The following is a 22555-nucleotide window of genomic DNA, read 5'->3' as shown; positions in this document are numbered from 1 at the left end:
ACTGGAATCAAGTGCCGTGAACTTTAGATTACAACTCGATTTGGTGCACCCGCGGCTCTGCCGCCGCCGGTGGCATCTTGCCGTCGATGATCGCCGCTATGTCGCGGCGCAGGAAATCCAGCGGGCCGATCGCCGGCTGAACCTGCGGCGATATACGGGCGTTGTCGCTGGCCGATTTCAGCACACGGCGATCCTGCTGCAGGGCAAAGGCAAAGAGCGGCCGGAAAGCAAGCGCCTTGAGTTCGCCGAACAGGCCCTGTCGCGGGCCGATCAGCCAGCCGACGCCTTCGACGGTCCGTTCGTCCGCCTGACGCAAATGGAAAGTGGTCGCCAGCGCCAAGCCGCCCTTGCCCCAATATTCGAGTTCGACGATGCCGGGATGGCGGTAGCGGCCGATGGTCCTGGCGCGCTCGCCTTCCAGCAGCCGGCTGACCAGCCCCTGTTGGCGGTCCTCGCCGGTGTAGCAGCTTTCGACCCAGCCCTTGCCGCCGGTCACCTCGACGCGCACGAGATGGCGCTTTGCGGTCAGGCCGCGCAGCACACCCTTGTGGGTGAAGTGGGTGTGAGTGGCGTCGAGAATGTTCTCGGCGGCGTCGAGCACCGTCGATCGCGCCGAGCTTCGCACCCGCTTCACGACGACATCCTTGCCTTGCATGCAATGGAGATAGGGCTCGCCCTCAGGCGTGCCTGCCGAGACGAAGACGACGCCGTCGCGCTCGATCGCGCTGTAGCGGCGGATACGGTAATGCGGGACGTCGCCGACATGGCCGGGAATGGCGGTGCAGCGCCCTTCCCCATTGTAGCGCCAGCCATGATAGGGACATTCGATCTCGCCACCGACGACCTTGCCGGTCGAGAGTTCGACCAGGCGGTGAGCGCAGCGGTCGAAGAGGGCGGCAATGCCTTTCGCCGAGCGGAACAGCACCAGTGGCGCGCCGTCGAACAGGATGCGCTTCGGCTTGGCTTTGATGTCGGCAGACCGCATCACCGCCTGCCAATAGTCTTTGTCTTTCTGCTGCCGGGTGTCGCTCAAAGTTCAAATCTCCTGAGCAGGGGAATGCCGATCTTCGCGAGCACAAATTCCATGATCCGCACCGCCATGCGTTGGCGGCGCGGCAGATGGGCAGCATAGACGGCGTTGTATTCCACCGTCGCCACGGCGCCGCGCAAGCGTTTGAAGGCGGCGGCACCGGCGCTCATGTTGAAGAACAGGCTGTGCGCCATCGCATGATCCTGCGCCAGCGCCATCATCATGCGGTAAAGGCCTTCGCTCACCGGGAGGCCGGTGTCGTAGCCGACGATGGGCTGCGTCAGTGTCCTGCCGTTCTGAGACAAAGCGGCGACGGCGACCAGTTCACCGCCGGGACGACGCAGGCCTGCCAGTTGCAGGATGCCGCGACGGTGCGTCTCGCCGATATAGCGGGCCGTGTAGTGCGGGTTGAGCGGCGTGTATTTGTCGAGATAGAGCATCCGGTAGAGCGCTTCGGCGCGCGCATAGTCGGCCTCGGTGAAGTCGCCATTGCCGACCTGCTCGAAAGGCGTCGTGGGCAGCCGCTTGCGGTCGCGCTTCATGTCGTTGGTCATGGCCGAACCGTCGCCTGCGAAGATGTAGATCTGCCGCGCCGCCAGCATTCGAAAACCCTCCGCCTTCAGCACTGCGATTGTCGAGGGATCGGCGATCTCGTTCAGGGAGCGGATGAGAACAGCGCGATCGGGAAAACGCGCGGTGAGATCGTCGCGCATCGCCGCGACCGCGTTGCGATCGAGCAGCGGCACCGGATTGGTCGAATAGAGCCAGTTGTTGACCTGAACCTGATGGTCAAGGCCGCTCATCCTGACCAGCGGCGCGCACAGGCCGATCAGCATCCGCATCGTTTTTTGCAGCAAGGGCGAGGAGACGAAATTGCGGGTCTCGTCGATGGCATAGTCGATGTAGGCGCTGGACGGGCAGCAGATGTAGCAGTTCGGCGCTTCGCTTCTGTCGTTCAGCGTCAGCGGAAAGGAGCGGCCGGCGATCTCGAAGGTTTCGACAGCCACTGTCAGATTGCGCACGAGGTCGCGCACCGGCACCTCGTTGAAAAGCTGAACGAAGGCTTCGACCTCACGCGGGTTGTTTTCTACCCGGTTCGTCTGATCGAGTGGCAACATAGCGAGCCGGTTCATGATGCCGCTCCCAGGTGGCATTCGACCCGACGCAGTTTGCGGCCAGTCTCCAACGGCAGGTCCCTGCGAACAAGGCTGACCGAAGCTGTCGCCTGGCGCGCCGCCAGCAAATTGCGCACGGACTGATGGGCGGCGGTGGCGGCTTCGTCGGCAAGCCCGGGGGCCAGGCTGAGTTCGATTGCATCTTCAGCGGTCTGGACCAGGCGGAAATCGTCGATGCGCCGGTCGGCCTTGAGCACCGCATTGCGTAGTATGTCGGGCGTGACGAGGAGCTGCCCGTGCGGCGAGGCGAGCCGGAAAGCGTCGTCCATGCGGCCGACGATCTCGTCCAGCGTGCGCAGCGGCGAGCCGCAGCGGCATGGCTTTTCGGACAGCCGCAGCAGATCGTTCATCCGGTAGCGCGCCATGATCTGGGTCCGGCGGCGAAAGGCGGTGATCAGCGGCATGACCAGGCCGTCGCCGGCCGGTTCGAACTCGAAGAACACCGAATCCTCGGCCAGATGCAGCCCGCCCTGGCGGCAGGTGACGGCGAACAGCCCTTCCGTCGCCATGTAGATCTGGTCGAGCTGACGACCAAAGAATGCCTCGATGACCGGCCGGTCAACCGGGTCGAGCGTTTCGGCGGCGCTGAAGACACGCTGCGGCTTGAGCCGAAAGCCCTCGGCCGCGAAGTGCCGCAGTATCTTCGGTGGCGCGATGATCACCGTCGGCGCGAAATCTTCGAGAGCGCCGCGCCAGCTCTCCGGACCGCGCGTCAGATCGAAGAAGCGCAGGTCGATACGCCGCGATTTGCGCGCGCTGTCGTAGAGCCCGGTGTTCTGCGGCAGGATCACCGCAACGCGCTGCCGGCGCCAGAGCAGATCGGGCACGGCTTTGGCCAGGATGGTGCCCAGCCAGCGGTATTTTTCCGCTTCGGAAATGATGAACAGGCCACGATTGCCCGACGTGCCGGTGCTGGCGCCGACTGTCAGTTCGCCAATGCGGCCATCGCCGGCCTGCGCCTTCCAGGCCTCGGCGGCCGAGCCGCCATGAATGTTGAAGCGCTCGAAATTGCCCATCACCGTCGCCTTGTCGATCACCTGGAGGTCGCCGAGGTGACGTGGCGCCTTGCCGTAGAACGGCGCGCGCGGCAGGTCGCGGTCGAGAAAGCGGCGCAAGGCTTGCGCCTGCCAGCGCTCGAAACTCTCGCGGCTTTTGCGCGAAACCCATTGCGTCAGCGCAAACGAGCGGATCGCTTCGGCCGGCCCGTTCATGCGCCCCGTCCGGCAAGATCATACGCCGTCAACGCCGGATCATGGCAAAGCACTACCTCGCCGCCGGACGCCATAAACCGGCGCAGCGTTGCGCTGGTCGGCTCAAGCGCCGTGGCGTCCTCGGCCAGCAGAGTAGCCGGCAGACCGGGCGTCCGGTTTTCCACCAATGCTCTGATCAGCCATTGCGCATCGACGGCGTAGAGCAGTGGCCGCTCCAGATTGGGGAACAAAAGGCCGAACTGGCCATCGGCATGGCCGGGCAGATCGACTGCGACGACGCTGCCGTCGCCGAACAGATCGGCGCCGCCTGGCACGCCGCCGCGAGGTTCGATCCGCCGCTTCGACGACAGCACGTCGAGCCGGCTCTCGAAATCGGGCGGGAACAGTTCCTTGAAAAGGCCGTGGCGCAGATTCTGCAGGGAAGTCTTGGCCTTCGCCCGCGCCCAGGCGGTGTCATTGGCGATAAGCCGAGCGTTGGGAAACAGCGACAGGCCCGACATGTGGTCGGCATGGAAATGCGTGACGATGACGGTGCGCACATCCTGCAAAGACAGGCCGAAGCGCGCCAGTACCGCGAGCGGCTGCTCGGCTTCGTTGAGCTGAGGCCGGAGGATCGCACTGTAAAGACGCAGCGCCGTGCTGCGCCCACTGCCTTGTGTCACATGCGGCGTGTAGCCGGTGTCGATCAGGACGGGGCCGGCTCGCGGATGCATGATCAGGCCGTAGCGGACACGTAGCCTGACCTTCGCCCAGCTGCCGCCGCGCAGGATCAGGCGCTCAGCTGCGCTGACAGAGGCGCTGTTGGCGAAGACGATCTTCACGCTGCCCTCCTGCTTTCCATCGCCTTGCCGAATGTGCGATCGAGCCCTTCCTCGAACGACACTTTCGGCGCCCAGCCGAGGATGCGGCCTGCCTTGGAAAGATCGAGGCTCTGCGCATAGGCGAACAGGCCAAGACCGTAGCGCGTCACCGGCGGTTCCGGGCGGCCGGGCAATATGTTCGCTACCGCCTCCGCTATCCCGGCCGTCAGCATGGCGGGCCAGAGCGGCATTCTGCGCCAGCGCGGCTGCACGAGGGCGCGGGCGCAGGCCGCCTCGGCAATGCGGCGGACCGGCACCACTTCGCCGCCGGAGATGTTGAATATCTGTCCCTCGGCAGCGCTGCCGGCGGACAGCGCGGCAAAGACCGCATCGACGACATCCTCTATATAAGTGAGATCGATGCGCGCCCTGCCGTCGCGAAACAGCGGCAGCGGGCGCTGCCGTGCCACCTGCAGCAGACGCGGCAGCAGCGTGCGATCGCCGGGACCGTAGAGGCCGCGCGGCCGCAGCACCACCGGGCCGGTTTCGGGCACCGCCAGAACGATCTCCTCGCCCTGCCGCTTGGTGCGGGCATAGTGGTTGACTGGAGGCGGCAAGGCCGCATCTTCGCTGACATCGAGCTGATCGCGGTAGGCGAAACAGACCGTCGGGCTGGAGATATGGACGAAGCGGCGCACGCCTTGCCGGCGCGCGAAATCGCTGAGGTTGCGGGTAGCTGTGACATTTGCCGTCTGGAAACCCGCCAACCTGCCGAAGGGCGCGGAAAGTGCCGCGCAGTGGATGATCGCATCGACGCCGTCGAGAGCGCGCGCGGCAGCTGCATCGAATGGTTGAGACAAATCCAGCCGAACGACCCGATGACCAGCGGCTTCGAGCGCGGCGCAGCGTTTGGCGTCCCTGCCAAGACCCAGCGCCGGTGTGCCCACTGCCGCCAGCCGCGCCATAATATGCGCGCCGAGGAAGCCGCTGGCGCCGGTGACGAGGACGCGTCCCACGGTCATGCTTCCAGCGCCATGCCGCCGAACGACACGCCGGCCGAGGTGCCGAGGAACAGCACCTTGGCGCCCGGCCCAATGCGTTGTTCGCGGCGTGCGACATCGAGCGCAAACGGGATGGAAGCGGCGATCTGATTGCCGTAGCGCGCCGCGATGTCGACGAGCTTTTCCCTGGCGAAGCCGGTCTGGCGCGCCATGTGGGCGAGCGCCAAAGGGCTCGCCTGATGCGGCACGACGAGGTCGACATCGTCGTGCCGCCAGCCGGCGCGATCGAGCAACTCCGCTACAAAGCCGTTGAAATGGCGTGACGTGACGCGAAACAGTTCCTTACCCTCCATGTGGAACAGGCTGTGGCGGGCGAATTCCTCAGGCTCACGATGAAAGTCGAACCGGGTGCCGCCGGAGCCGATGCTGCAGGCCTCATAGGCGGAAGGGTAGGTGCGCATCAGGTTGGCCGCGACTCGACCCTCGGCAGGGGCTGCCTGTTGCAGCACGGCGGCCGCCGCGCCATCGCCGAAGAGGGCCGCAATTTCCGGCTGGTCCTGCCACGGCAGCGCGCGCGAGGCGATTTCAGACGAGAACACCAGCGCCGTCCGGCATTGCCCGGCCTCGATCAGGCGCGACGCGGTCTCGAAGGCTGTGAGGAAGCCCAGGCAGGTGCTGTTGACGTCGAAAGCGGCCGCCGACCCATCGGCAAGGCCGAGGCGCTGCATGACCAGCGGCGCCGTCGACGGCAACGGCTGGTAAGGCACGCCGCAACCGCCGATGACCAGATCGACACTGCCTGCCTCAAGTTCGGCATCGGCAAGCGCCAGACGGGCTGCGGCACAAGCAAGGTCGACCTGCGATTCGGCGTCGCAGACATAGCGTTCGATGACGCCGGTCGCGGCCTCGAAATGTCCATCGCCAAACCCCAGCCGCGCATCGAGGGCGCGCGACGTCACGCATCGAGCCGGCACGGCCCGCCCGGTTCCGATGATCCTGATCCGCATTCTCAGCCCGCCCAATGAGCCTGCATCCAGTCAATCCATAAAACGGATCCAATGTGATGGCCATCATCAAGACGAATGCGTGGGAACTATGGAGCCTTCAGTGGATTGCGGCTAGAATCTCTCGCAAGTATAAAGACCCGTACGGGGGCGATTATGGCCAGATCTTTTTTCCGCTTTATTTCTTCAATTTTTGGCGCGTCCGACGCCAGACAGGAAGGAAAAGCCGAGGCCAACAGAGCCAATACAGGGGGCTTGATCAGAGCCGAATGGCCCCATGACTATCAGTTCCTCTTTATCGAACCACCTGCGAACGAAGTCGCGGAAGCGTTGGACGGCTGGAAGTGGATCGGACTGGATGGCCTTGAACCAGCTGCGGTGTCAGCTTTCGGCGACATATTTTTCCGTGCCGGCGACGGGTCGGTTCGTCATCTCGATATGCTCGACGGGAAATTGACCAGAATTGCGGGTCATTGGGCGGAATTTCAGGCCGACTTGCAGAATGAAGCGCGCCGCGACGAGTTGCTGCTGGCGGGCCTTGTCGTTGCCGCCCGAAAGAACGGACTGATTCCGGCAGCCGGCCAATGCTATGATTTCAAGAAGCCGCCGGTGCTTGGCGGCGAAATGAGTCTGCGAGAGATGGAAACGACGTTTTTCGTTGTGAAGGTGCATATCGCCGGCCAAATCCATCGGCAGGTGAAAGATCTCCCGCAGGGCGCGAAGATAAACAAGGTTACGATCAGCGACCGATAACGCGACTTACGCCTTGCGCTCCCAGCGACGGTCGGGCGTCTGCTGCCAGTAGGTGACAGCGTGGCCCGCTTCTTTCAACACCTTCCAATGCGTCCGCGCCCCTTCGACCTGGGCCGCGTCATGGCCGTCGAACAGGAACACGGCGCGTTCGTAGCCGGCGAGATCGGCGGGTGCGGCGCCATCGACGAGGAAGCGTATCTGCGCCTGGTTGGGGTTGGCGTCGCTCGTGGTGAGCAGGATTGGCTGTTCGGCCGGATGGGCTTCACGGTCGGTCGCGTGCGCGAGGAACGAATCGTCCCTGAATGTCCACAGATGCAGGTCGAGCGCATCGCGCCGCTCCTCGGTCCCTGTCTGCACCACGGCGCGCCAGCCGCGATCGACGCTGCGCTCGAGCAGGCCGGGAAGCGCATCCTCCAGCGTCGATTCGGTCAGGTGGTAGAACAGGACATCGGCCATTCCCTGCCTTATCCCTCGTAATTGTCGCGCACCAGCCGGTCGAGCAGCCTGACGCCAAAGCCCGAACCCCAGGATTGGTTGATCTCGCTCGGCGGAGAGCCCATCGCGGTGCCGGCGATGTCGAGATGCGCCCACGGCGTTTCCTTGACGAAGCGCTGCAGGAACTGCGCGGCGATGATGGCGCCGCCATAGCGGCCGCCGATGTTCTTCATGTCCGCGTTCTTGGAATCGATCAGCTTGTCGTATTCGGGCCCAAGCGGCATGCGCCACAGCCGCTCCTGCGTCGCCTGGCCGGCCGCCGTCAACCTGTCCGACAGTTCGTCATTGTTGGAGAACAGGCCGGCATAGTGCTGGCCGAGCGCGACCATGATGGCGCCGGTCAGCGTCGCCAGATTGACCATGAATTTCGGCTGGAAGCGGTCGTTGCAATACCACAGCGCGTCGGCCAGAACGAGGCGTCCTTCGGCGTCGGTGTTGAGCACCTCGATGGTCTGACCCGACATCGAGGTGACGATGTCGCCGGGGCGCTGGGCATGGCCGTCGACGGCATTTTCCACCAGCCCGACGATGCCGACGACATTGGCCTTGGCCTTGCGCGCGGCCAGCGCCTGAATGAGCCCGATGACGGCCGCGGCGCCGCCCATGTCGCCCTTCATGTCCTCCATGCCGGAAGCCGGTTTCATCGAATTACCGCCGGTGTCGAAGGTGACGCCCTTGCCGACGAAGGCGACCGGTGCGTCCTTGGCCTTGCCGCCCTTCCATTGCATGACAGCCATCCGGGCGCCGCGCGGCGAGCCTTGCGCGACACCGAGGAGCGAGCCCATGCCGAGCTTCTTCATTTCCTTCTCGGTGAGGATCTCGACCTCGACGCCGAGCGCTTCCAGTTCCTTGGCGCGGGCGGCGAATTCGATAGGCCCGAGCGTATTGGCCGGTTCGTTGACAAGATCGCGTGCCAGAAGCACGCCATTTATGACCGCAACCTCGTCGGCGAAGGCCTTTTTCGCCGCGGCAGGATCGGCGGTGTGGATGGTCACCTTGACCGGTTTCTTCGGCTCGGCATCGTCCTTGTCTTTCCTGGTCTTGTATTTGTCGAAGGAGTAGCTGCGCAGAATGATGCCGGCGGCAAGGTTCGCCGCTTGCCTGCCGCCAATCTTTGCGCCCGGCACATCGAGGATGACGGCCACCTCCGCTGCCTTGCGCAGGGACGCGGCGATGGTGCCGCCAAGCTTCAGCCAGGCAAAGTCATCGAGGCCGGCGACCTTGCCGGCGCCGACCGCCACCAGTCGGTCGAGCGATGTTCCCTGCGGCGCCAGCACTTCGACGACACCGGCGAATTTTCCGGAAAACTCCGCCACCGGAAACGCCCGCGCCAGCGTTCCTGAGGGGTCGCAGGCCTTTGCCGGTTCGCCAAGGCCACCATCGTCGGCCGCCAGCACGAAGATGCTGCCCTTTTTGGGTGCGGCAAATTTGGCGAAGGCGATCAATGGTCTCAAAGTCATCAGGTCCTGCTTTCGGGAAACGGCTCAGATTTTCAGGAAAAATGCATTCTCAGGGAAGATGCGCGACATTTGGTCGTTTTCCTTGATTTGGCAAGACTTTGCCGGAATCAGGGCTCATATGCGCAGCGGAATCGATAACGATTCGTCGCGGCACGGCCCCGCTTTCCTGCCGCAACCTGTTGTTAACCATCGATGTTCTCCCTTTCTTATCCATTGCCGCCGACACTCCGGCCTGCGGGACGGGCGATGTGGGACGGAGAATCGGATCGAACCGCCTGAAAGAAATGGCCAAACGCACCCAGTTGTACAGCCGCAGCCGGACGACTACCTTGTCGGCGGGCATGATGCCGTTCGGCAAATCGAGAAAAGCCTTACATGAAGGTCGTTGAACGCTACATCATGCGTCGCGCGTTGGCGGTGTTTCTCGCTGCGCTGATCTGGACGCTGGCCATTGTCTGGACGACGCAGGTGCTTGCCCGCATCGACCTGGTCACCGATAGTGGCCAATCGGCGCTGACTTTTTTCGAGGTCGCGGGCCTCATCATCCCCACCATCATCCCGATCGTGGTGCCATTCGCCCTGGTGGTGGCGGTGGCCCAGACGCTCAGCGTCATGAACTCCGATTCGGAATTGGCCGTCATCAACGCCGCCGGCGCCTCGCGCTGGACGATTGTGCGGCCGGTCCTGCTGATCGCGCTGGCGGCCAGCGTCTTTTCCTTCGCGGTCGACAATGGCGTCGAACCCTATGCCAGGCAGAAGAACCGCCAGCTGATCGCATCCTCGCGCGCCGATCTCTTGTCGCTGATCATCCAGGAAGGCACGTTCCGCAAGATCGACGACGGGCTGTTCCTGCAGATCGGCGAGCGGCTGCCGGACAACCGGCTCGGCGGCATCTTCGTGGCCGATTCGCGCGAGGAAGGCGCCAATCTGATCTATTATGCCAAGAGCGGCAGCGTCGTCGAAAAGGGTGACGAGAAGGTGCTGATGATGAATGACGGCGTCATTCATCGCAAGACGCTGACCGGCGACCTGTCGGTCATCCGCTTCACGTCCTACGCCTTCGACCTTTCCGCCTTCATGTCGGCGGCGAACGATATCATGCTCCTGCCCAAGGACCGAACGACGCAATACCTGCTCAACCCGGATCCGAACGACAAGATCTTCCAGCGCAGGCCCGGCGCCTACAAGGCCGAGCTCGACCAGCGCTTTTCCGAATGGTCCTATTCGCTGGTGTTCGCGCTGATCGCGCTGGCCGTGGCAGGCGATGCGCGCTCACACCGCGAGGCGCGCATCCACCCGCTGATCACAGCCATCGCCATTGCGCTGTTCGTGCGCTGGCTGGGCTTCTTTGCCGCCGGCAAGGCCGACAAGATCCCGCAATACGCCTATATGGTCTATGGCGTGCCGGTCATCGCCTCGGCGGTCGCCATCTGGTTCATCGTCACCTCGCGAAGCATGGAACTGCCCGGCAGCTGGGCCGACTGGATGACGAATTTCGCCGGCCGCGTCAGCGATGGCTGGACGGCGCTCAAGCTGCGCCTCAATCGGCGCTACACATCCGGCCAGGGAGCCTGACGATGGGCTGGACCCTGGGCCGCTACTTCTTCTTTCGCTACGTGTCGATCACGATCTGGTTCTTCATCGGCCTTCTGGCGCTGGTGTTCCTGATCGACTTCACCGAGCTGTCCGGCCGCATCACCGGCCTGCCGGGCTTCACCTACGGCACGGCGGTCGCGATCTCGGCGCTGAGGATGCCGATGATCATGCTGCAGACGGTGCCGTTCGTCGGCCTGTTCTCGGCGATGGCGACGCTGGTGTCGCTCAACCGAAAATACGAGCTGGTGATTGCGCGCTCGGCCGGAGTGTCGGCCTGGCAGTTTCTGTTGCCCTGCTGCATCGGTGCGCTGTTATTCGGCATATTGTCGGTCGGCGTGCTCAATCCGATCGCCGCGCATGGCTTCTCATGGTCGGAGCAGATGGAAAACCAGCTGCGATCCGGCAATTCGAACGCGGTGGCGGCCGATGCCACGCCGTGGATCCGCCAGAAAACCAACTCCGGCGATACCATCATCGGCGCCCGCGCCATCCTGAACCAGGGCCTGGAAATGGCCGACACCGTGTTCTTCGTCCTCGATCCGCAGGGCAATATCGTCGAGCGCAAGGACGCGGCGCGGGCCTTTCTGCGCGACGGCTACTGGGAATTGCAGGACGTCAAGGTGTTCAAGGACGGCAACATCCGTTCCGAAACGACCGACCAGTTGCCGACCAACCTCAAGCCGGAATTCGTGCAGGAACGGCTGGCGCGCCCCGAAACCATCCCGTTTTACGACCTTCCCGGTAAGATTGAGGTTGCCCGCTCCTTCGGCCTCAAGGCAAATGCCTTCGCCATGCAGTTCGATTCGCTGGTGGCGTTACCGTTCCTGCTTGTGGCCATGACGCTGATTGCGGCAACAGTTTCAATGCGATTTGCGAGGATGGGGCAGTCGGCAACGATGATTCTGGGTGGCGTCCTCGCCGGCTTTCTGCTTTATGTCGTTTCGGTATTGGTCAAGGCATTCGGCGTTGCGGGATTCGTGCCCACAGCCGTGGCTGCATGGGTTCCGGTTGTCGTGGCTATGTTCTTTGGGGTGACATTCCTGCTATACAAGGAAGACGGCTAGTGAGGGAGGCGGCTTTGCGCAGCCATAGGCAGGCCGGTTTGGCGCGCCTCTATTCGGCGAGCGCCTTGGCATGCCTGCTCGCCTGCGGCGTGCTGACGGCCCCTGCGCTGGCGCAGGACGTTACCGACGTGGCAACGAAGGTTCCCTCCGGCTCCCAGATGCTGCTGGCGGCCGACACGCTCGTCTATAACAATGACAACCAGACGGTCACCGCCATCGGCGGCGTCCAGATCGACTATGGCGGCAACAAGCTCGTCGCCCAGCGCGTCGTCTATGATCGAAACACCAAGCGGCTGGTTGCCAGCGGCAATGTCGAGATCGTCAACAGCGACGGCACCAAGATCAACTCGCAGCATATCGATATTACCGACGATTTCGCTGACGGTTTCGTTAATGCGCTGCGCGTCGAAACGCCCGAAAAAGCCTATTTCGCCGCCGAAAGCGCCGAGCGCATGGGCGGCGTGCTGACAACGTTCCACAACGGCGTCTATACGGCCTGCGAGCCTTGCGAAGACAAGCCGGACAAGGCGCCGACCTGGCGGATCAAAGCCAGGAAGATCATCTGGAACGGCGAAAAGAAAACGGTTCGCTTCGAGAATGCGAATTTCGAATTCTTCGGTTTCCCGCTGGCTTACCTGCCGGCGTTCGAGATCGCCGACCCTACGGTCAAGCGCAAAAGCGGCTTCCTGATCCCCAGCATCGGCTACAACAACCGTCTCGGCGTCGGCGTCAAAGTCCCCTACTATTTTGCCCTGTCGCCGACCTATGACCTCACCGTTACGGGCAGCGGCTACACCAAGCAGGGTTTCCTCGGCGAGGCCGAGTGGCGCCAGCGCTTCAACAATGGCCAATACACGCTGAAGCTTGCCGGAATCAACCAGCAGGACCCTGGCGCTTTCCGTGATTTCGCGGCTTTCCCCGGCGGCTACAATGTCAATTCGGGGCCAGCAGGCGATCCGAACAAATTCCGCGGGATGATGGGCACCAAAGGCCAGTTCGCCATCAATCCGCGCTGGGACTTCGGCTGGGATATCCTGCTTCAGACCGACAAGAATTTTTCGCGTACCTACACGATCGAAGGCTACAACGACGCCGTGCATCAATCGTCGGTCTACCTGACCGGCCTAAACGACCGCAATTATTTCGATGTGCGCGCCATGCGCTTCCAGGTTCAGGAGAACACACCGGACGGCAACGTCGCATCGCGCAGCGACAAGCAGCCCTGGGTGTTGCCGTCGCTCGACTATGCCTACATCCCCGACATGTCGGTGGCCGGCGGCCAGCTGTCGTTCAACGTCAATGCGCGCATCATCCGCCGCGACGATCTCGATCAGGCCTATTTTACCCCCTATGTGCCGGGCTCCGGCGTCCAGCGCGTGCGCGGCATCGAGGGCGAATCCGGTCGCCTCACCGCCGAGGCCGAATGGAAGCGTACCTTCACCACGGACGGCGGATTGCAGTTGACGCCCCTTCTGGCTCTGCAGGGCGACGTCGACTATCTCAACGCTTCTTCGGCTTCGCTGACTGCGGTAAACCAGATGGCAACGAATGTCGGTGCCGCCGACGACATGCGGTCTTCCTTCGCCCGGTACATGGCGACCGCCGGACTTGAAATGCGCTGGCCGGTGCTGTTCTCGATGACCGGCTCCAGCCATATCGTCGAGCCGATGGCGCAGGTCTTCATGCGCCCGAATGAGCAGTATGTCGGCGGGCTCGCCGTTCCCAACGAGGATGCACAGAGCTTCGTCTTCGATGCCACGACGCTGTTCGAGCGCGACAAGTTCTCCGGCTACGACCGCGTCGAAGGCGGCAGCCGCGCCAATGTCGGATTCCGCTATTCCGGCGCCTATGACAATGGCTGGGGCACCAATGCCATCTTCGGCCAATCCTACCAGCTGGGCGGCCGCAACTCCTTCAATTCGCCGGATCTGGTCAATGTCGGCGCCAATGTCGATGGCGCCGCCAATTCGGGCCTGGAGACTTCGACCTCCGACTATGTCGGCCTTGTCGGCTTCAGCAGCCCGAGCGGCTTCTCCGGTTCGCTCAGCGGCCGCTTCGACGAGCAGACCTTCGAAGTTCGCCGTGCCGAGGTGAAGGCCGCCTATTCCGGGCTGCCGGTTTCGCTGAGCGCCAAATACGCCTTCATCCAGGCGCAGCCGCTCTATGGTTTCACCACCGACCGCCACGAAGTCACGCTCGGCGCCTCGACGCACCTTGCCGAAAACTGGCGCGTCTTCGGCACCGGCACCTATGACCTGCAACAAAGCGTGCTGGTCAAGGACGGCGTCGGCTTTGCCTACAATGATTCCTGCTTCACCTACCTGATGACGTACTCGGAATCACGCGACATCAACACCAAGGAAGTGTCGCAGAATGTCGGCTTCAACCTGTCGTTCCGCACGCTCGGCGATTTCGGCTCGTCCCAAAGCTCGATCGACTCCATCCAGTAGAGCCGGCTGACGACATCGTTTTGCCGCATAAAGTGGGCACGGATTTCGCCAATATCGGGCTGGAATCGGCCAAAACCGGGCTAGAATTGGGATGCTTTCGATGAGGAAATACCTGTTTTCGGCAGGATTCGCGCTCCTGTTGGCGGCGACCTCGGTCTCTGTCACCATGATGGTACCGCCGGCCTTCGCCAGTGAAATCAAGTATGTCGTCAACAACATGCCGATCACCACCGGCGACATCGCGCACCGGGCTGCCTTCCTGAAACTGCAGCGCAAGAAGGGTGACGCGGGTCAGGAAATGATCGACCAGACGCTGCGCATGGCGGAGGCCAGGCGTCTCGGCATCCGCATCTCCGACGCCCAGGTAGAGGCTGCCTATCAGCGCTTTGCCTCGAGCAACAAGATGCAGCTCAAGCAGCTCGACGGTGTCATGGCGCAGTCCGGCGTGACCAAGGAGCATTTCAAGGAATTCATCCGCTCCCAGATGGCGTGGAACCAGGCGCTGAGCGCACGCTACAGCGGCGGCGGCGGGGAGGTGAGCGAACAGGATCTGGTCAAGCGCATGCTCGAAAAAGGCGGCGCCAAGCCAAGCGCCACCGAGTACATGCTGCAGCAGGTGATCTTCGTGGTGCCGAAGGCCGAGCGCAGTGCCACACTCGCCAAACGCAAGCGCGAGGCCGAAGCCATGCGCGCCCGCTTCAATGGCTGCAACACCACGCGTGAATTCGCCAAGGGCCTGATCGACGTCACCGTTCGCGACCTCCCCCGATTGCTGGCGCCGCAACTGCCGCCGGACTGGGCCGAGCAGATCAAGGCCACCAAGCTGGGCGGCGCCACGGCCGTGCGCGAGACCGATCGCGGCATCGAATTCATCGGCATCTGCTCGTCGCGCGAGGTTTCCGACGACAAGGCGGCCCAGATGGTGTTCCAGAGCGAAGGCAGCGGCGACAAGAACGCCGACGAGCTCTCGGCCAAATATGTCGAAGAGCTGAAGGCGAAAGCCAAGATCGTTACGCGCTGAACCGGCCCAGCCGTGCGTGAGACCGAGCTTCCGCTGGCGCTGAGCGTCGGCGATCCATCCGGCGTCGGTCCGGAAATCGCCATTGCCGCTTGGCAGAGCGCCCGCGGTTCCGGTGCCGCGCCCTTCTATCTTCTCGCCGATCCGGCGCTGATTGCCGCGCGGGCGCGCCGGCTCGGCGCGGCGGTGGCAATCGCCGAGACGGTGCCGGCCCAAGCGGCTGGTGTCTTTCAACACGCCTTGCCCGTGGTGCCGCTGGCGGCCCACTTCACCGATGATCCCGGCCGGCCCGACCCGGCCAATGCCGCCGGCATCATCGAGGCCATCGATCGCGCCGTCGCCGACTGCCTTGCCGGTCACGCGGCCGCGGTCGTCACCTGTCCGATCGCCAAGAAGCCGCTTTACGATGCCGGCTTCGGCTTTCCCGGTCACACCGAATATCTGGCGCATCTGGCCTCGCTCCACACCGGCGGCACGGTGACGCCGGTGATGCTGCTCGCCGGCCCCGAATTGCGCACCGTTCCTGTCACCATCCACATCGCGCTGGCCGAGGTGCCGAAGACGCTGACGACGGAGCTGATCGTTGCCATCGCGCGCATCACCGCCGGCGATCTTGCACGCCGTTTCGGCATCGCCAGGCCGAGGCTCGCGCTTGCCGGCCTCAATCCGCATGCCGGCGAAAGCGGCGCCATGGGGACAGAGGACGAGCGCATCATTCGTCCTGCGGTCGACATGTTGCGGGCGCAAGGCATCGATGCCTTCGGACCGCTGCCGGCCGATACGATGTTTCATGCGCGCGCCCGCGCCGGCTACGACGTGGCGGTCTGCATGTATCATGACCAGGCGTTGATCCCGGCCAAGGCGCTGGCCTTCGACCAGGCCGTCAACGTCACGCTTGGCCTGCCGTTCATCCGCACCTCGCCCGATCACGGCACCGCCTTCGACATCGCCGGCAAGGGCCTCGCACGTCCCGACAGCCTGATCGCGGCGCTGAAGCTGGCCCGCCGGCTGGCCGATACCGGCGCAAAGCCGGCAGTTGCATGAGCCAAAAATCATGAGCCAAATTCATGAGCATTGACGGGCTGCCGCCGCTGCGCGAGGTGATCGAGCGCCATGGACTGCAGGCAAAGAAGGCGCTTGGCCAGAATTTCCTGCTCGACCTCAATTTGACCGGCAAGATCGCGCGGGTCGCCGGCGACCTCACCGACAGCACGGTGATCGAGGTCGGCCCCGGCCCCGGCGGGCTGACCAGGGCGCTGCTCTCTGCCGGTGCCCGTCGCGTCGTCGCCATCGAGCGCGACGAACGCTGCCTTGCGGCCTTGGCCGAGGTCTCCAACCACTATCCGGGCCGGCTCGAGGTGATCAGCGGCGATGCGCTGAAGACGGATTTTGCCGCTCTTGCCAAGACCGCGTCACAAGACGGCCCGGTGAGGATTGCCGCCAACCTGCCCTACAATATCGGCACCGAGCTGTTGATCCGTTGGCTGACCATGGCGGACTGGCCACCCTTCTATCAATCGATGACGCTGATGTTCCAGCGCGAGGTGGCCGAGCGCATTGTCGCCGGTGCCGGCAGCGATGCTTATGGCCGGCTCGGCGTGCTGGCGGGCTGGCGGACCGAGGCGAGGATCGCCTTCGACGTGCCGCCGCAAGCGTTCACGCCGCCACCCAAGGTAACGTCCTCGGTGGTGCATCTGGTGCCGCGCGCCAGCCCTTTGTCAACCGACGTGAAAAAACTCGGTCGCGTCACCGAAGCCGCTTTCGGCCAGCGCCGGAAAATGCTGCGGCAGAGCGTGAAGAGCCTGGGTGGCGAGGCACTGCTGACGCGCGCCGGCATCGATCCGACCCGGCGTGCGGAGACGCTCAGCGTCGAGGAATTCGTGCGGCTGACAAACGCGGTTTGACCGGCGGCGCTAGCGCCGCCTAGCAATCGTCATTCAAACGCATTACATTGACGTCGAAGGAGATTGCCATGCCAGCAAATGCACTGGTCCAGACGCGTATCGACGCCGACATCCGGGATCGAGCTTCGGCGGTGCTCGAAAGCATGGGGCTGACGGTCTCGGATGCGGTGCGGATATTGCTCACCCGAACCGCCAACGAGGGTGCGCTGCCCATCGATCTCGTCACAAACAACGAGGCGTATGATTTATGGTTTCGCGCCAAGGTTCGCGAAGCGCTCGACGACACCCGACAAGACATTCCTGATGATCAAGTCGAGGCGCATTTTGCCGAGAGACGCGCCGCGGCGCGGCGTTCGGGTGAACCTAAATCTTGAAGATCGTCTGGTCGCCATTCGCGCTTTCAGATCGCGCCGGCATCTTCGCGCATATCGAGGCCGACAATCCTGCGGCCGCGATCGCCACCGATGAGCGGATCGTCGCCGCAATCAACCGTCTTCGGGACCTTCCCCAAAGCGGCCGGATCGGCAGGCTTGCAGGGACACGAGAGATCGTCATCGTCGGCACGCCATATGTCGCGGCCTATCAGCTGACCAACAGCACGATTCGAATCCTGCGCGTGCTTCACGGAGCGCAGCGTTGGCCGGACGATCTGCCAGGCAGCTGATGCGGCTAATTTAGATTGCCAGCGGTGGACGAGCTATTCCGTCTTCTCGTCCAGCAACCCCGAGACGAAATCGAACAGCCCGGGCCGGCGGTCGCGCCGCAGCCTTTCCGCCGTCACGATGCCACGCACTTCGGCGAAGGCGCGGTCGAGATCGTCGTTGACGATGACAAAGTCATATTCCTTCCAGTGCTCGATCTCGTTGCGGGCGTTCTTCAGCCTGGTCTCGATCACGTGCTCCTGGTCCTCGGCGCGGCGCTTGAGGCGCGACTTCAATTCCTTCATCGACGGCGGCAGGATGAAGATCGAGACGATGTCGGCGCGCATCTTCTCCTTGAGCTGCTGGGCGCCTTGCCAGTCGATGTCGAAGAGCATGTCACGGCCCTGCGCCAGCGCCAGTTCGGCCGGCTCGCGCGGCGTCGCGTAGCAATTGCCGTGGACCTCGGCCCATTCGAGCAACGCGTCGGAATCGCGCAGCCGCTCGAACTCGCGCGTGGTGCGGAAATGATAGTGGACGCCCTCGATCTCCGAGCCGCGGCGTGGCCTGGTGGTGACCGAGACCGATAATTCCAGGCTGCCGTCGCTTTCCAGCAGGTTGCGCGCGATCGTCGACTTGCCGGCGCCCGACGGCGACGACAGAACCAGCATCAGCCCGCGGCGGCGAATGCGGGATCCGAGATCCCTGGCAACCATCGGCTCCTTGCCACCCATTCGGGTTTACTCCAGATTCTGGACCTGTTCGCGAAACTGGTCGACCACCGCCTTCAGTTCCAGCCCGATGGCGGTGACAGTGGCGGCGTTCGACTTGGAACACAGCGTATTCGATTCGCGGTTGAATTCCTGCGCCAGAAAATCGAGCTTGCGGCCGATGGCGCCGCCATTTGCCAGCAGCGCTCTGCCCGACGTCACATGCGTCTTCAGCCGGTCGATCTCTTCACGGATATCGGCCTTGGTGGCCAGGAACGCCGCTTCCATGTGCAGCCGGCCGGCATCGAGGTTGGCCGACGCATCCATCAGCAGCCGCACCTGTTCGGCGATTCGCTCGCGGATCGCCGCCGGTTCGCGCGACGGGTCGGCCTCGGCTTGAAGCGTCAACGCCTCGATGGCGTCGATATGGCCGGAAAGCAGCGAACGCAGCGCTTCGCCCTCGCTCTGGCGTGCCTGCTCGAGGCCTGTAAGCGCCGTTTCCAGCGCGGACAGGATTGACGCGTCGAGTGCTGCCCGCACCTCCTCGGTTTCGCTGGTTTCAGGGATATCGAGCACGCCGCGCAGGGAAAGCAGACCGTCGGCAGTTGCCGGACCAACACCGAACTGGTCCTGCAGCCGCTTGGCCAAGCCCGCCAGATCCCTGAGGAAGGCTTCGTTGACCACTGGCTGCGCCTGCTGGCCGGCGGCGCGGCCGACGGTCAGCGTCGCCTGGAAATTGCCACGCGAAAAGCGCTTCTGCAGCGTCTGCCGCACAGTCGGTTCGAGCCGCTCGAAACCTTGCGGCAGCCGCAACCTGACCTCGACGCTCTTGCCGTTGACCGACTTGACCTCCCAGGCGATCGAGGCGCCGTCATGTTCGGCAACAGTGCGTGCAAATCCGGTCATGCTCTGCAAATTCATGATGCGGCTCGTGTCTCCCTGATGGTCCGATTCTACAAATTGCGCATGCGTTCGATATCACGGGCGGCGCGAATGTCAGAATCGCAATACCGGCAAGATGTTGATTTCCGCTGTCGTTTCGATCTCGCAGGGCTGAAATCGAGAAGCAGAGGCACCCGAGCAAGACCAAAAACGCTTCGAACCGCGCTGTTCGTTCAAAGCAGCAGCGCGTCCGCCTCTGTCCGCGTTGCTTAAGGTCGATCCGTCTGAAAGCGCCGACCTGCTACTGGGCGGCACCCGTATCGCCGCCGGCATCACCGCTGTCACCGGCGGCATCGCCACTTGCGTCACCGTCGTCGCCATCCGCCGGCGCATCGGTCTGGCCCGGAGTCTTGGCGCCCTTGGCGGCGTCTTCAGCCTGCTTCTTCTGCAGTGCCCGGTAGCGGGCAACGTTCTCATTGTGCTCGGCAAGCGTGGTGGCAAAGACGTGGCCGCCGGTGCCGTCGGCGACGAAATAGAGATCATCGGTCTTCGACGGGTTGGCGACGGCTTCGAGCGCGGCGCGGCCGGGATTGGCGATCGGCGTCGGCGGCAGGCCGTTGATCAGATAGGTGTTGTAAGGCGTCTGTTTCTGGATGTCAGATTGATAAATCGGCCGGTCGGCGGGTTTGCCCTTGCCGCCGAACAGGCCGTAAATGATGGTCGGATCGGATTGCAGCCGCATGCCCTTGGCCAGACGGTTGAGGAAGACGGCGGCAACGCGCGAGCGCTCGTCGCCCCGGCCGGTTTCCTTTTCGACGATCGAGGCCAAGGTGACGAAGTCGTCGACATTGGCCAGAGGCAGGTCGGGCGCGCGCCGCTGCCAGACCTCGTCGACCAGCTTCTTCTGGTCGGCGAGCAGCTTGTCGACCATCTGTTGGCGCGTGGCGCCGCGGGTAAAGCGCAGCGTGTCGGTGGCGAGGCTGCCCTCAGCCGGCTTGGCGGCCGGCATGTCGCCGGTCAGCGCATCCTGCTCGGCGATGCGCTGCAGCGCCTGCTCGACCGTCAGGCCCTCGGGAATGGTCAGCGAATACATCACCGATTTGCCGCTCTTCAGAAGCTCCATGATGTCGCGCATGGAGGCGCGCGGCTTTATCTCGTATTCGCCTGCCTTCAGCGCTGAATCATTGCCATAGACCCGCACGGCGATGCGGAAGATGCGGGCATCGCTGATCAGCCCACGCCGTTCGAGCTGGTCGGCAATATCCTGGACGCCGGTGCTCGGCTTGACCAGGAAGGTGTCGCCGGCCACCGACGGGCCCGGTTCGTTGAATGCCTGCTTGCCGAAATAGAGCGAAACGCCGGCGGCGAGGATCATCAACATCACCGCGGAGATGACGAAGTTCATGAACACCACGACTTGGCTGCGCGAGGCGCGCGAGCGCTTTGGTGGTGGTGTGCCGGCTTCCGGGCGCAAAGCTTCGGCCGCGGTCTTCGGCACGATCGGGCCGGTCTGCTGGTTTTGTCCGAATTGTCCGCTGCCGCCCGGATTGGTGTTCATTAGCGCCCTACCATCTGATCTCTTAGAGCGACCATGCGCCCGATTGGACGCACAGCGTGCCCTAACATTTCAAGCCTACGCATCGTGCTTTTAAAAAAAGCGCCTTCGGTTTCAGGCCGATGCGACGAATCCCCAGCGGCAGAGTAGGCTTGAATATGGCAAAATTGACGACAGACCGCTGGCGCGCCGGTCGATACCGCAATCAGCCTGTATAACGCTGGAATACCAGCGAAGCGTTGGTGCCGCCGAAGCCGAAGGAGTTGGACAGCGCCACGTCGACCTGGCGATGCCGTGGCGTGTTCGGAACAAGATCGATCGCGGTTTCGCGTTCCGGGTTGTCAAGATTGATGGTAGCTGGCGCGATGTTGTCTCTGATAGCGAGGATCGAAAAGATCGCCTCGGCGGCACCCGCGGCACCCAAGAGATGGCCGATCGACGACTTGGTCGACGACATCGAGATTTTCGAGGCGGCGTTGCCGACCAGCCGCTCGACGGCGCCGAGTTCGATCGTGTCGGCCATGGTCGAGGTGCCGTGCGCGTTGATGTAGTCGACGTCGGCGGGCGTCAGCTTGGCCCGGTTCAGCGCCGCCGTCATGCAGCGGAAGGCGCCGTCGCCGTCTTCGGCCGGTGCGGTGATGTGATAGGCATCGCCGGTCAGGCCGTAGCCGGTGACCTCGGCATAGATCTTGGCGCCGCGCGCCTTGGCGTGTTCGAGTTCTTCCAGCACCACGACGCCGGCGCCCTCGCCCATGACGAAGCCGTCACGGTCGCGGTCATAGGGACGCGAGGCCTTCTCAGGCGTGTCGTTGCGGTCGGTGGACAGTGCCCGGCAAGCAGCGAAGCCGGCAAGCGATAGTCTGGTCACCGGCGATTCCGCGCCGCCGGCCAGCATCACGTCGGCATCGCCGAAGATGATCAGCCGGGCGGCATCGCCAATGGCGTGCGCGCCGGTCGAGCAGGCGGTGACGACGGCGTGGTTGGGGCCTTTCAGCCCATGCCGGATCGATACCTGGCCAGATACCAGGTTGATAATGTTGCCGGGAATGAAGAATGGACTGATACGGCGCGGTCCGCGCTCTTTCAGGATGATAGCGTTCTCGGCGATGCCCTCGAGGCCGCCAATGCCGGAGCCGATCATGACGCCGGTGGCGCAGCGCTCGGCTTCGGTGCTGGGCTCCCAGCCGGAATCCTTCAGCGCTTCGTCGGCGGCCGCAATCCCGTAAAGGATGAAGTCGCCGATCTTGCGCAGTTCCTTGGGCTCGAGCACGGCTTCGGGATTGAGCGTGCCGTTGGTGCCGTCACCGCGAGGAATGACGTGGGCGATCTTGCAGGCAAGATCTTCCACTTCGAACTCGGTGACGCGCTTGGCGGCGCTGCGGCCGGTCAGAAGTTCCTTCCAGCTGTGCTCGAAGCCCATGCCGAACGGCGAAACCAGGCCAAGGCCCGTGACGACGACACGCCTCATCGCAGGTCCTCCCCGGTGATGACTGCGGATAGTGTCAGGCCGAAGCCTTGTCGATGTACTTCACGGCATCGCCGACGGTCAGGATGGTCTCGGCCGCATCGTCCGGAATCTCGACGCCGAACTCTTCTTCGAACGCCATGACGAGTTCGACCGTGTCGAGGCTGTCCGCGCCCAGATCATCGATGAAGCTCGCCTGCTCGGTCACCTTGTCGGCATCGACGCCAAGATGTTCGATGACGATCTTCTTGACGCGCTCTGCGGTGTCACTCATTTGGGGCATCCTCGTCTTTTGTTTGTCTGTCTTCGTTAGCGGGCAGAATGCCGCTAATCAAGCTGAAAGA

The 22555-nt window shown here is 63.5% G+C and carries 23 protein-coding genes; 9 read left to right on the top strand and 14 right to left on the bottom strand.

The window, feature by feature from the left end:
* Positions 1-28 precede the first annotated feature (28 nt).
* The 6 genes from ACYG9V_RS13100 to ACYG9V_RS13075 are packed head-to-tail and all read right to left on the bottom strand — an operon-like array spanning position 29 to position 6176.
* Positions 29-1033 carry a Rieske (2Fe-2S) protein gene (locus ACYG9V_RS13100; RefSeq protein WP_023731126.1) on the bottom strand — a complete coding sequence of 335 codons (1005 nt, stop codon included), beginning with the start codon at positions 1031-1033 and terminating at the stop codon, positions 29-31.
* Positions 1030-2163: a GNAT family N-acetyltransferase gene (locus ACYG9V_RS13095; RefSeq protein WP_023689099.1), complete on the bottom strand. Its 1134-nt coding sequence runs from the start codon at positions 2161-2163 to the stop codon at positions 1030-1032. The genes ACYG9V_RS13100 and ACYG9V_RS13095 overlap by 4 nt, the downstream gene beginning before the upstream one ends.
* Entirely contained in the window at positions 2160-3416 is a 1257-nt protein-coding gene (locus ACYG9V_RS13090) for a F390 synthetase-related protein (RefSeq protein WP_352765510.1), read from the bottom strand. Before ACYG9V_RS13090 ends, ACYG9V_RS13095 begins: the two co-directional genes overlap by 4 nt.
* Positions 3413-4237 carry an MBL fold metallo-hydrolase gene (locus ACYG9V_RS13085; protein WP_023705349.1) on the bottom strand — a complete coding sequence of 275 codons (825 nt, stop codon included), beginning with the start codon at positions 4235-4237 and terminating at the stop codon, positions 3413-3415. The genes ACYG9V_RS13090 and ACYG9V_RS13085 overlap by 4 nt, the downstream gene beginning before the upstream one ends.
* A complete protein-coding gene (locus ACYG9V_RS13080; RefSeq protein WP_352765512.1) occupies positions 4234-5238 on the bottom strand; it encodes an NAD-dependent epimerase/dehydratase family protein in 1005 nt (334 codons plus the stop codon). The genes ACYG9V_RS13085 and ACYG9V_RS13080 overlap by 4 nt, the downstream gene beginning before the upstream one ends.
* A complete protein-coding gene (locus tag ACYG9V_RS13075) occupies positions 5235-6176 on the bottom strand; it encodes a 3-oxoacyl-[acyl-carrier-protein] synthase III C-terminal domain-containing protein (protein ID WP_245261185.1) in 942 nt (313 codons plus the stop codon). The genes ACYG9V_RS13080 and ACYG9V_RS13075 overlap by 4 nt, the downstream gene beginning before the upstream one ends.
* Before the next feature lie 201 nt (positions 6177-6377).
* Between ACYG9V_RS13075 and ACYG9V_RS13070 the strand changes: the two genes are divergently transcribed.
* On the top strand, positions 6378-6974 hold the full coding sequence (locus ACYG9V_RS13070; protein WP_023685696.1) for a T6SS immunity protein Tdi1 domain-containing protein: 597 nt from the start codon (positions 6378-6380) through the stop codon (positions 6972-6974).
* Between the two features lie 6 nt (positions 6975-6980).
* On the opposite strand, the gene ACYG9V_RS13065 is transcribed toward ACYG9V_RS13070, so the two are convergent.
* The 3 genes from ACYG9V_RS13065 to ACYG9V_RS13055 are packed head-to-tail and all read right to left on the bottom strand — an operon-like array spanning position 6981 to position 9272.
* Entirely contained in the window at positions 6981-7430 is a 450-nt protein-coding gene (locus tag ACYG9V_RS13065) for a DNA polymerase III subunit chi (protein ID WP_023672739.1), read from the bottom strand.
* An 8-nt stretch (positions 7431-7438) separates the two neighbouring features.
* A complete protein-coding gene (locus tag ACYG9V_RS13060) occupies positions 7439-8929 on the bottom strand; it encodes a leucyl aminopeptidase (RefSeq protein WP_352597508.1) in 1491 nt (496 codons plus the stop codon).
* A 49-nt stretch (positions 8930-8978) separates the two neighbouring features.
* A complete protein-coding gene (locus ACYG9V_RS13055) occupies positions 8979-9272 on the bottom strand; it encodes a hypothetical protein (protein ID WP_155923279.1) in 294 nt (97 codons plus the stop codon).
* 32 nt (positions 9273-9304) lie between these two features.
* Between ACYG9V_RS13055 and lptF the strand changes: the two genes are divergently transcribed.
* The 8 genes from lptF (at position 9305) to ACYG9V_RS13015 (ending at position 17625) form a co-directional block, all read left to right on the top strand.
* Positions 9305-10504: an LPS export ABC transporter permease LptF gene (gene lptF / locus ACYG9V_RS13050; protein WP_023672737.1), complete on the top strand. Its 1200-nt coding sequence runs from the start codon at positions 9305-9307 to the stop codon at positions 10502-10504.
* 2 nt (positions 10505-10506) lie between these two features.
* A complete protein-coding gene (gene lptG / locus ACYG9V_RS13045; protein ID WP_023695591.1) occupies positions 10507-11589 on the top strand; it encodes an LPS export ABC transporter permease LptG in 1083 nt (360 codons plus the stop codon).
* Positions 11589-14039, top strand: coding sequence for an LPS-assembly protein LptD (locus ACYG9V_RS13040; protein ID WP_023733863.1), 2451 nt, complete (start codon positions 11589-11591; stop codon positions 14037-14039). The genes lptG and ACYG9V_RS13040 overlap by 1 nt, the downstream gene beginning before the upstream one ends.
* Before the next feature lie 91 nt (positions 14040-14130).
* Positions 14131-15060: a peptidylprolyl isomerase gene (locus ACYG9V_RS13035; RefSeq protein WP_023695593.1), complete on the top strand. Its 930-nt coding sequence runs from the start codon at positions 14131-14133 to the stop codon at positions 15058-15060.
* Positions 15061-15072: 12 nt separating this feature from the next.
* Positions 15073-16101, top strand: coding sequence for a 4-hydroxythreonine-4-phosphate dehydrogenase PdxA (gene pdxA, locus ACYG9V_RS13030; RefSeq protein ID WP_352765514.1), 1029 nt, complete (start codon positions 15073-15075; stop codon positions 16099-16101).
* A gap of 23 nt (positions 16102-16124) precedes the next feature.
* Positions 16125-16961 (top strand): 16S rRNA (adenine(1518)-N(6)/adenine(1519)-N(6))-dimethyltransferase RsmA, encoded by an 837-nt coding sequence (gene rsmA / locus ACYG9V_RS13025; RefSeq protein ID WP_352765516.1) that lies wholly within the window; start codon positions 16125-16127, stop codon positions 16959-16961.
* A gap of 68 nt (positions 16962-17029) precedes the next feature.
* Positions 17030-17335, top strand: a complete 306-nt coding sequence (locus ACYG9V_RS13020; RefSeq protein WP_023672731.1) for a type II toxin-antitoxin system RelB/DinJ family antitoxin — start codon at positions 17030-17032, stop codon at positions 17333-17335.
* Entirely contained in the window at positions 17332-17625 is a 294-nt protein-coding gene (locus ACYG9V_RS13015; RefSeq protein ID WP_352765518.1) for a type II toxin-antitoxin system RelE/ParE family toxin, read from the top strand. The genes ACYG9V_RS13020 and ACYG9V_RS13015 overlap by 4 nt, the downstream gene beginning before the upstream one ends.
* A 33-nt stretch (positions 17626-17658) precedes the next feature.
* On the opposite strand, the gene gmk is transcribed toward ACYG9V_RS13015, so the two are convergent.
* The 5 genes from gmk to ACYG9V_RS12990 all read right to left on the bottom strand — a co-directional run bounded on the left by gmk (position 17659) and on the right by ACYG9V_RS12990 (position 22485).
* Positions 17659-18333: a guanylate kinase gene (gmk, locus tag ACYG9V_RS13010; protein ID WP_023672729.1), complete on the bottom strand. Its 675-nt coding sequence runs from the start codon at positions 18331-18333 to the stop codon at positions 17659-17661.
* Positions 18334-18339: 6 nt separating this feature from the next.
* The gene (locus ACYG9V_RS13005) at positions 18340-19230 is read right to left on the bottom strand and encodes a YicC/YloC family endoribonuclease (RefSeq protein WP_023743798.1); all 891 of its coding nucleotides are present in this window, start codon (positions 19228-19230) and stop codon (positions 18340-18342) included.
* Positions 19231-19492: 262 nt separating this feature from the next.
* A complete protein-coding gene (gene mltG / locus ACYG9V_RS13000) occupies positions 19493-20749 on the bottom strand; it encodes an endolytic transglycosylase MltG (RefSeq protein WP_352765520.1) in 1257 nt (418 codons plus the stop codon).
* A gap of 202 nt (positions 20750-20951) precedes the next feature.
* The gene (fabF, locus tag ACYG9V_RS12995; RefSeq protein ID WP_023685687.1) at positions 20952-22214 is read right to left on the bottom strand and encodes a beta-ketoacyl-ACP synthase II; all 1263 of its coding nucleotides are present in this window, start codon (positions 22212-22214) and stop codon (positions 20952-20954) included.
* Positions 22215-22248: 34 nt separating this feature from the next.
* A complete protein-coding gene (locus ACYG9V_RS12990; protein WP_006203723.1) occupies positions 22249-22485 on the bottom strand; it encodes an acyl carrier protein in 237 nt (78 codons plus the stop codon).
* Between the last annotated feature and the right edge of the window lie 70 nt (positions 22486-22555).

The sequence above is a fragment of the Mesorhizobium sp. W016 genome (genome assembly GCF_054719485.1).
The sequence above is the reverse complement of the archived record's forward strand: the minus strand, read 5'-3'. Positions and strand labels throughout refer to the sequence as shown.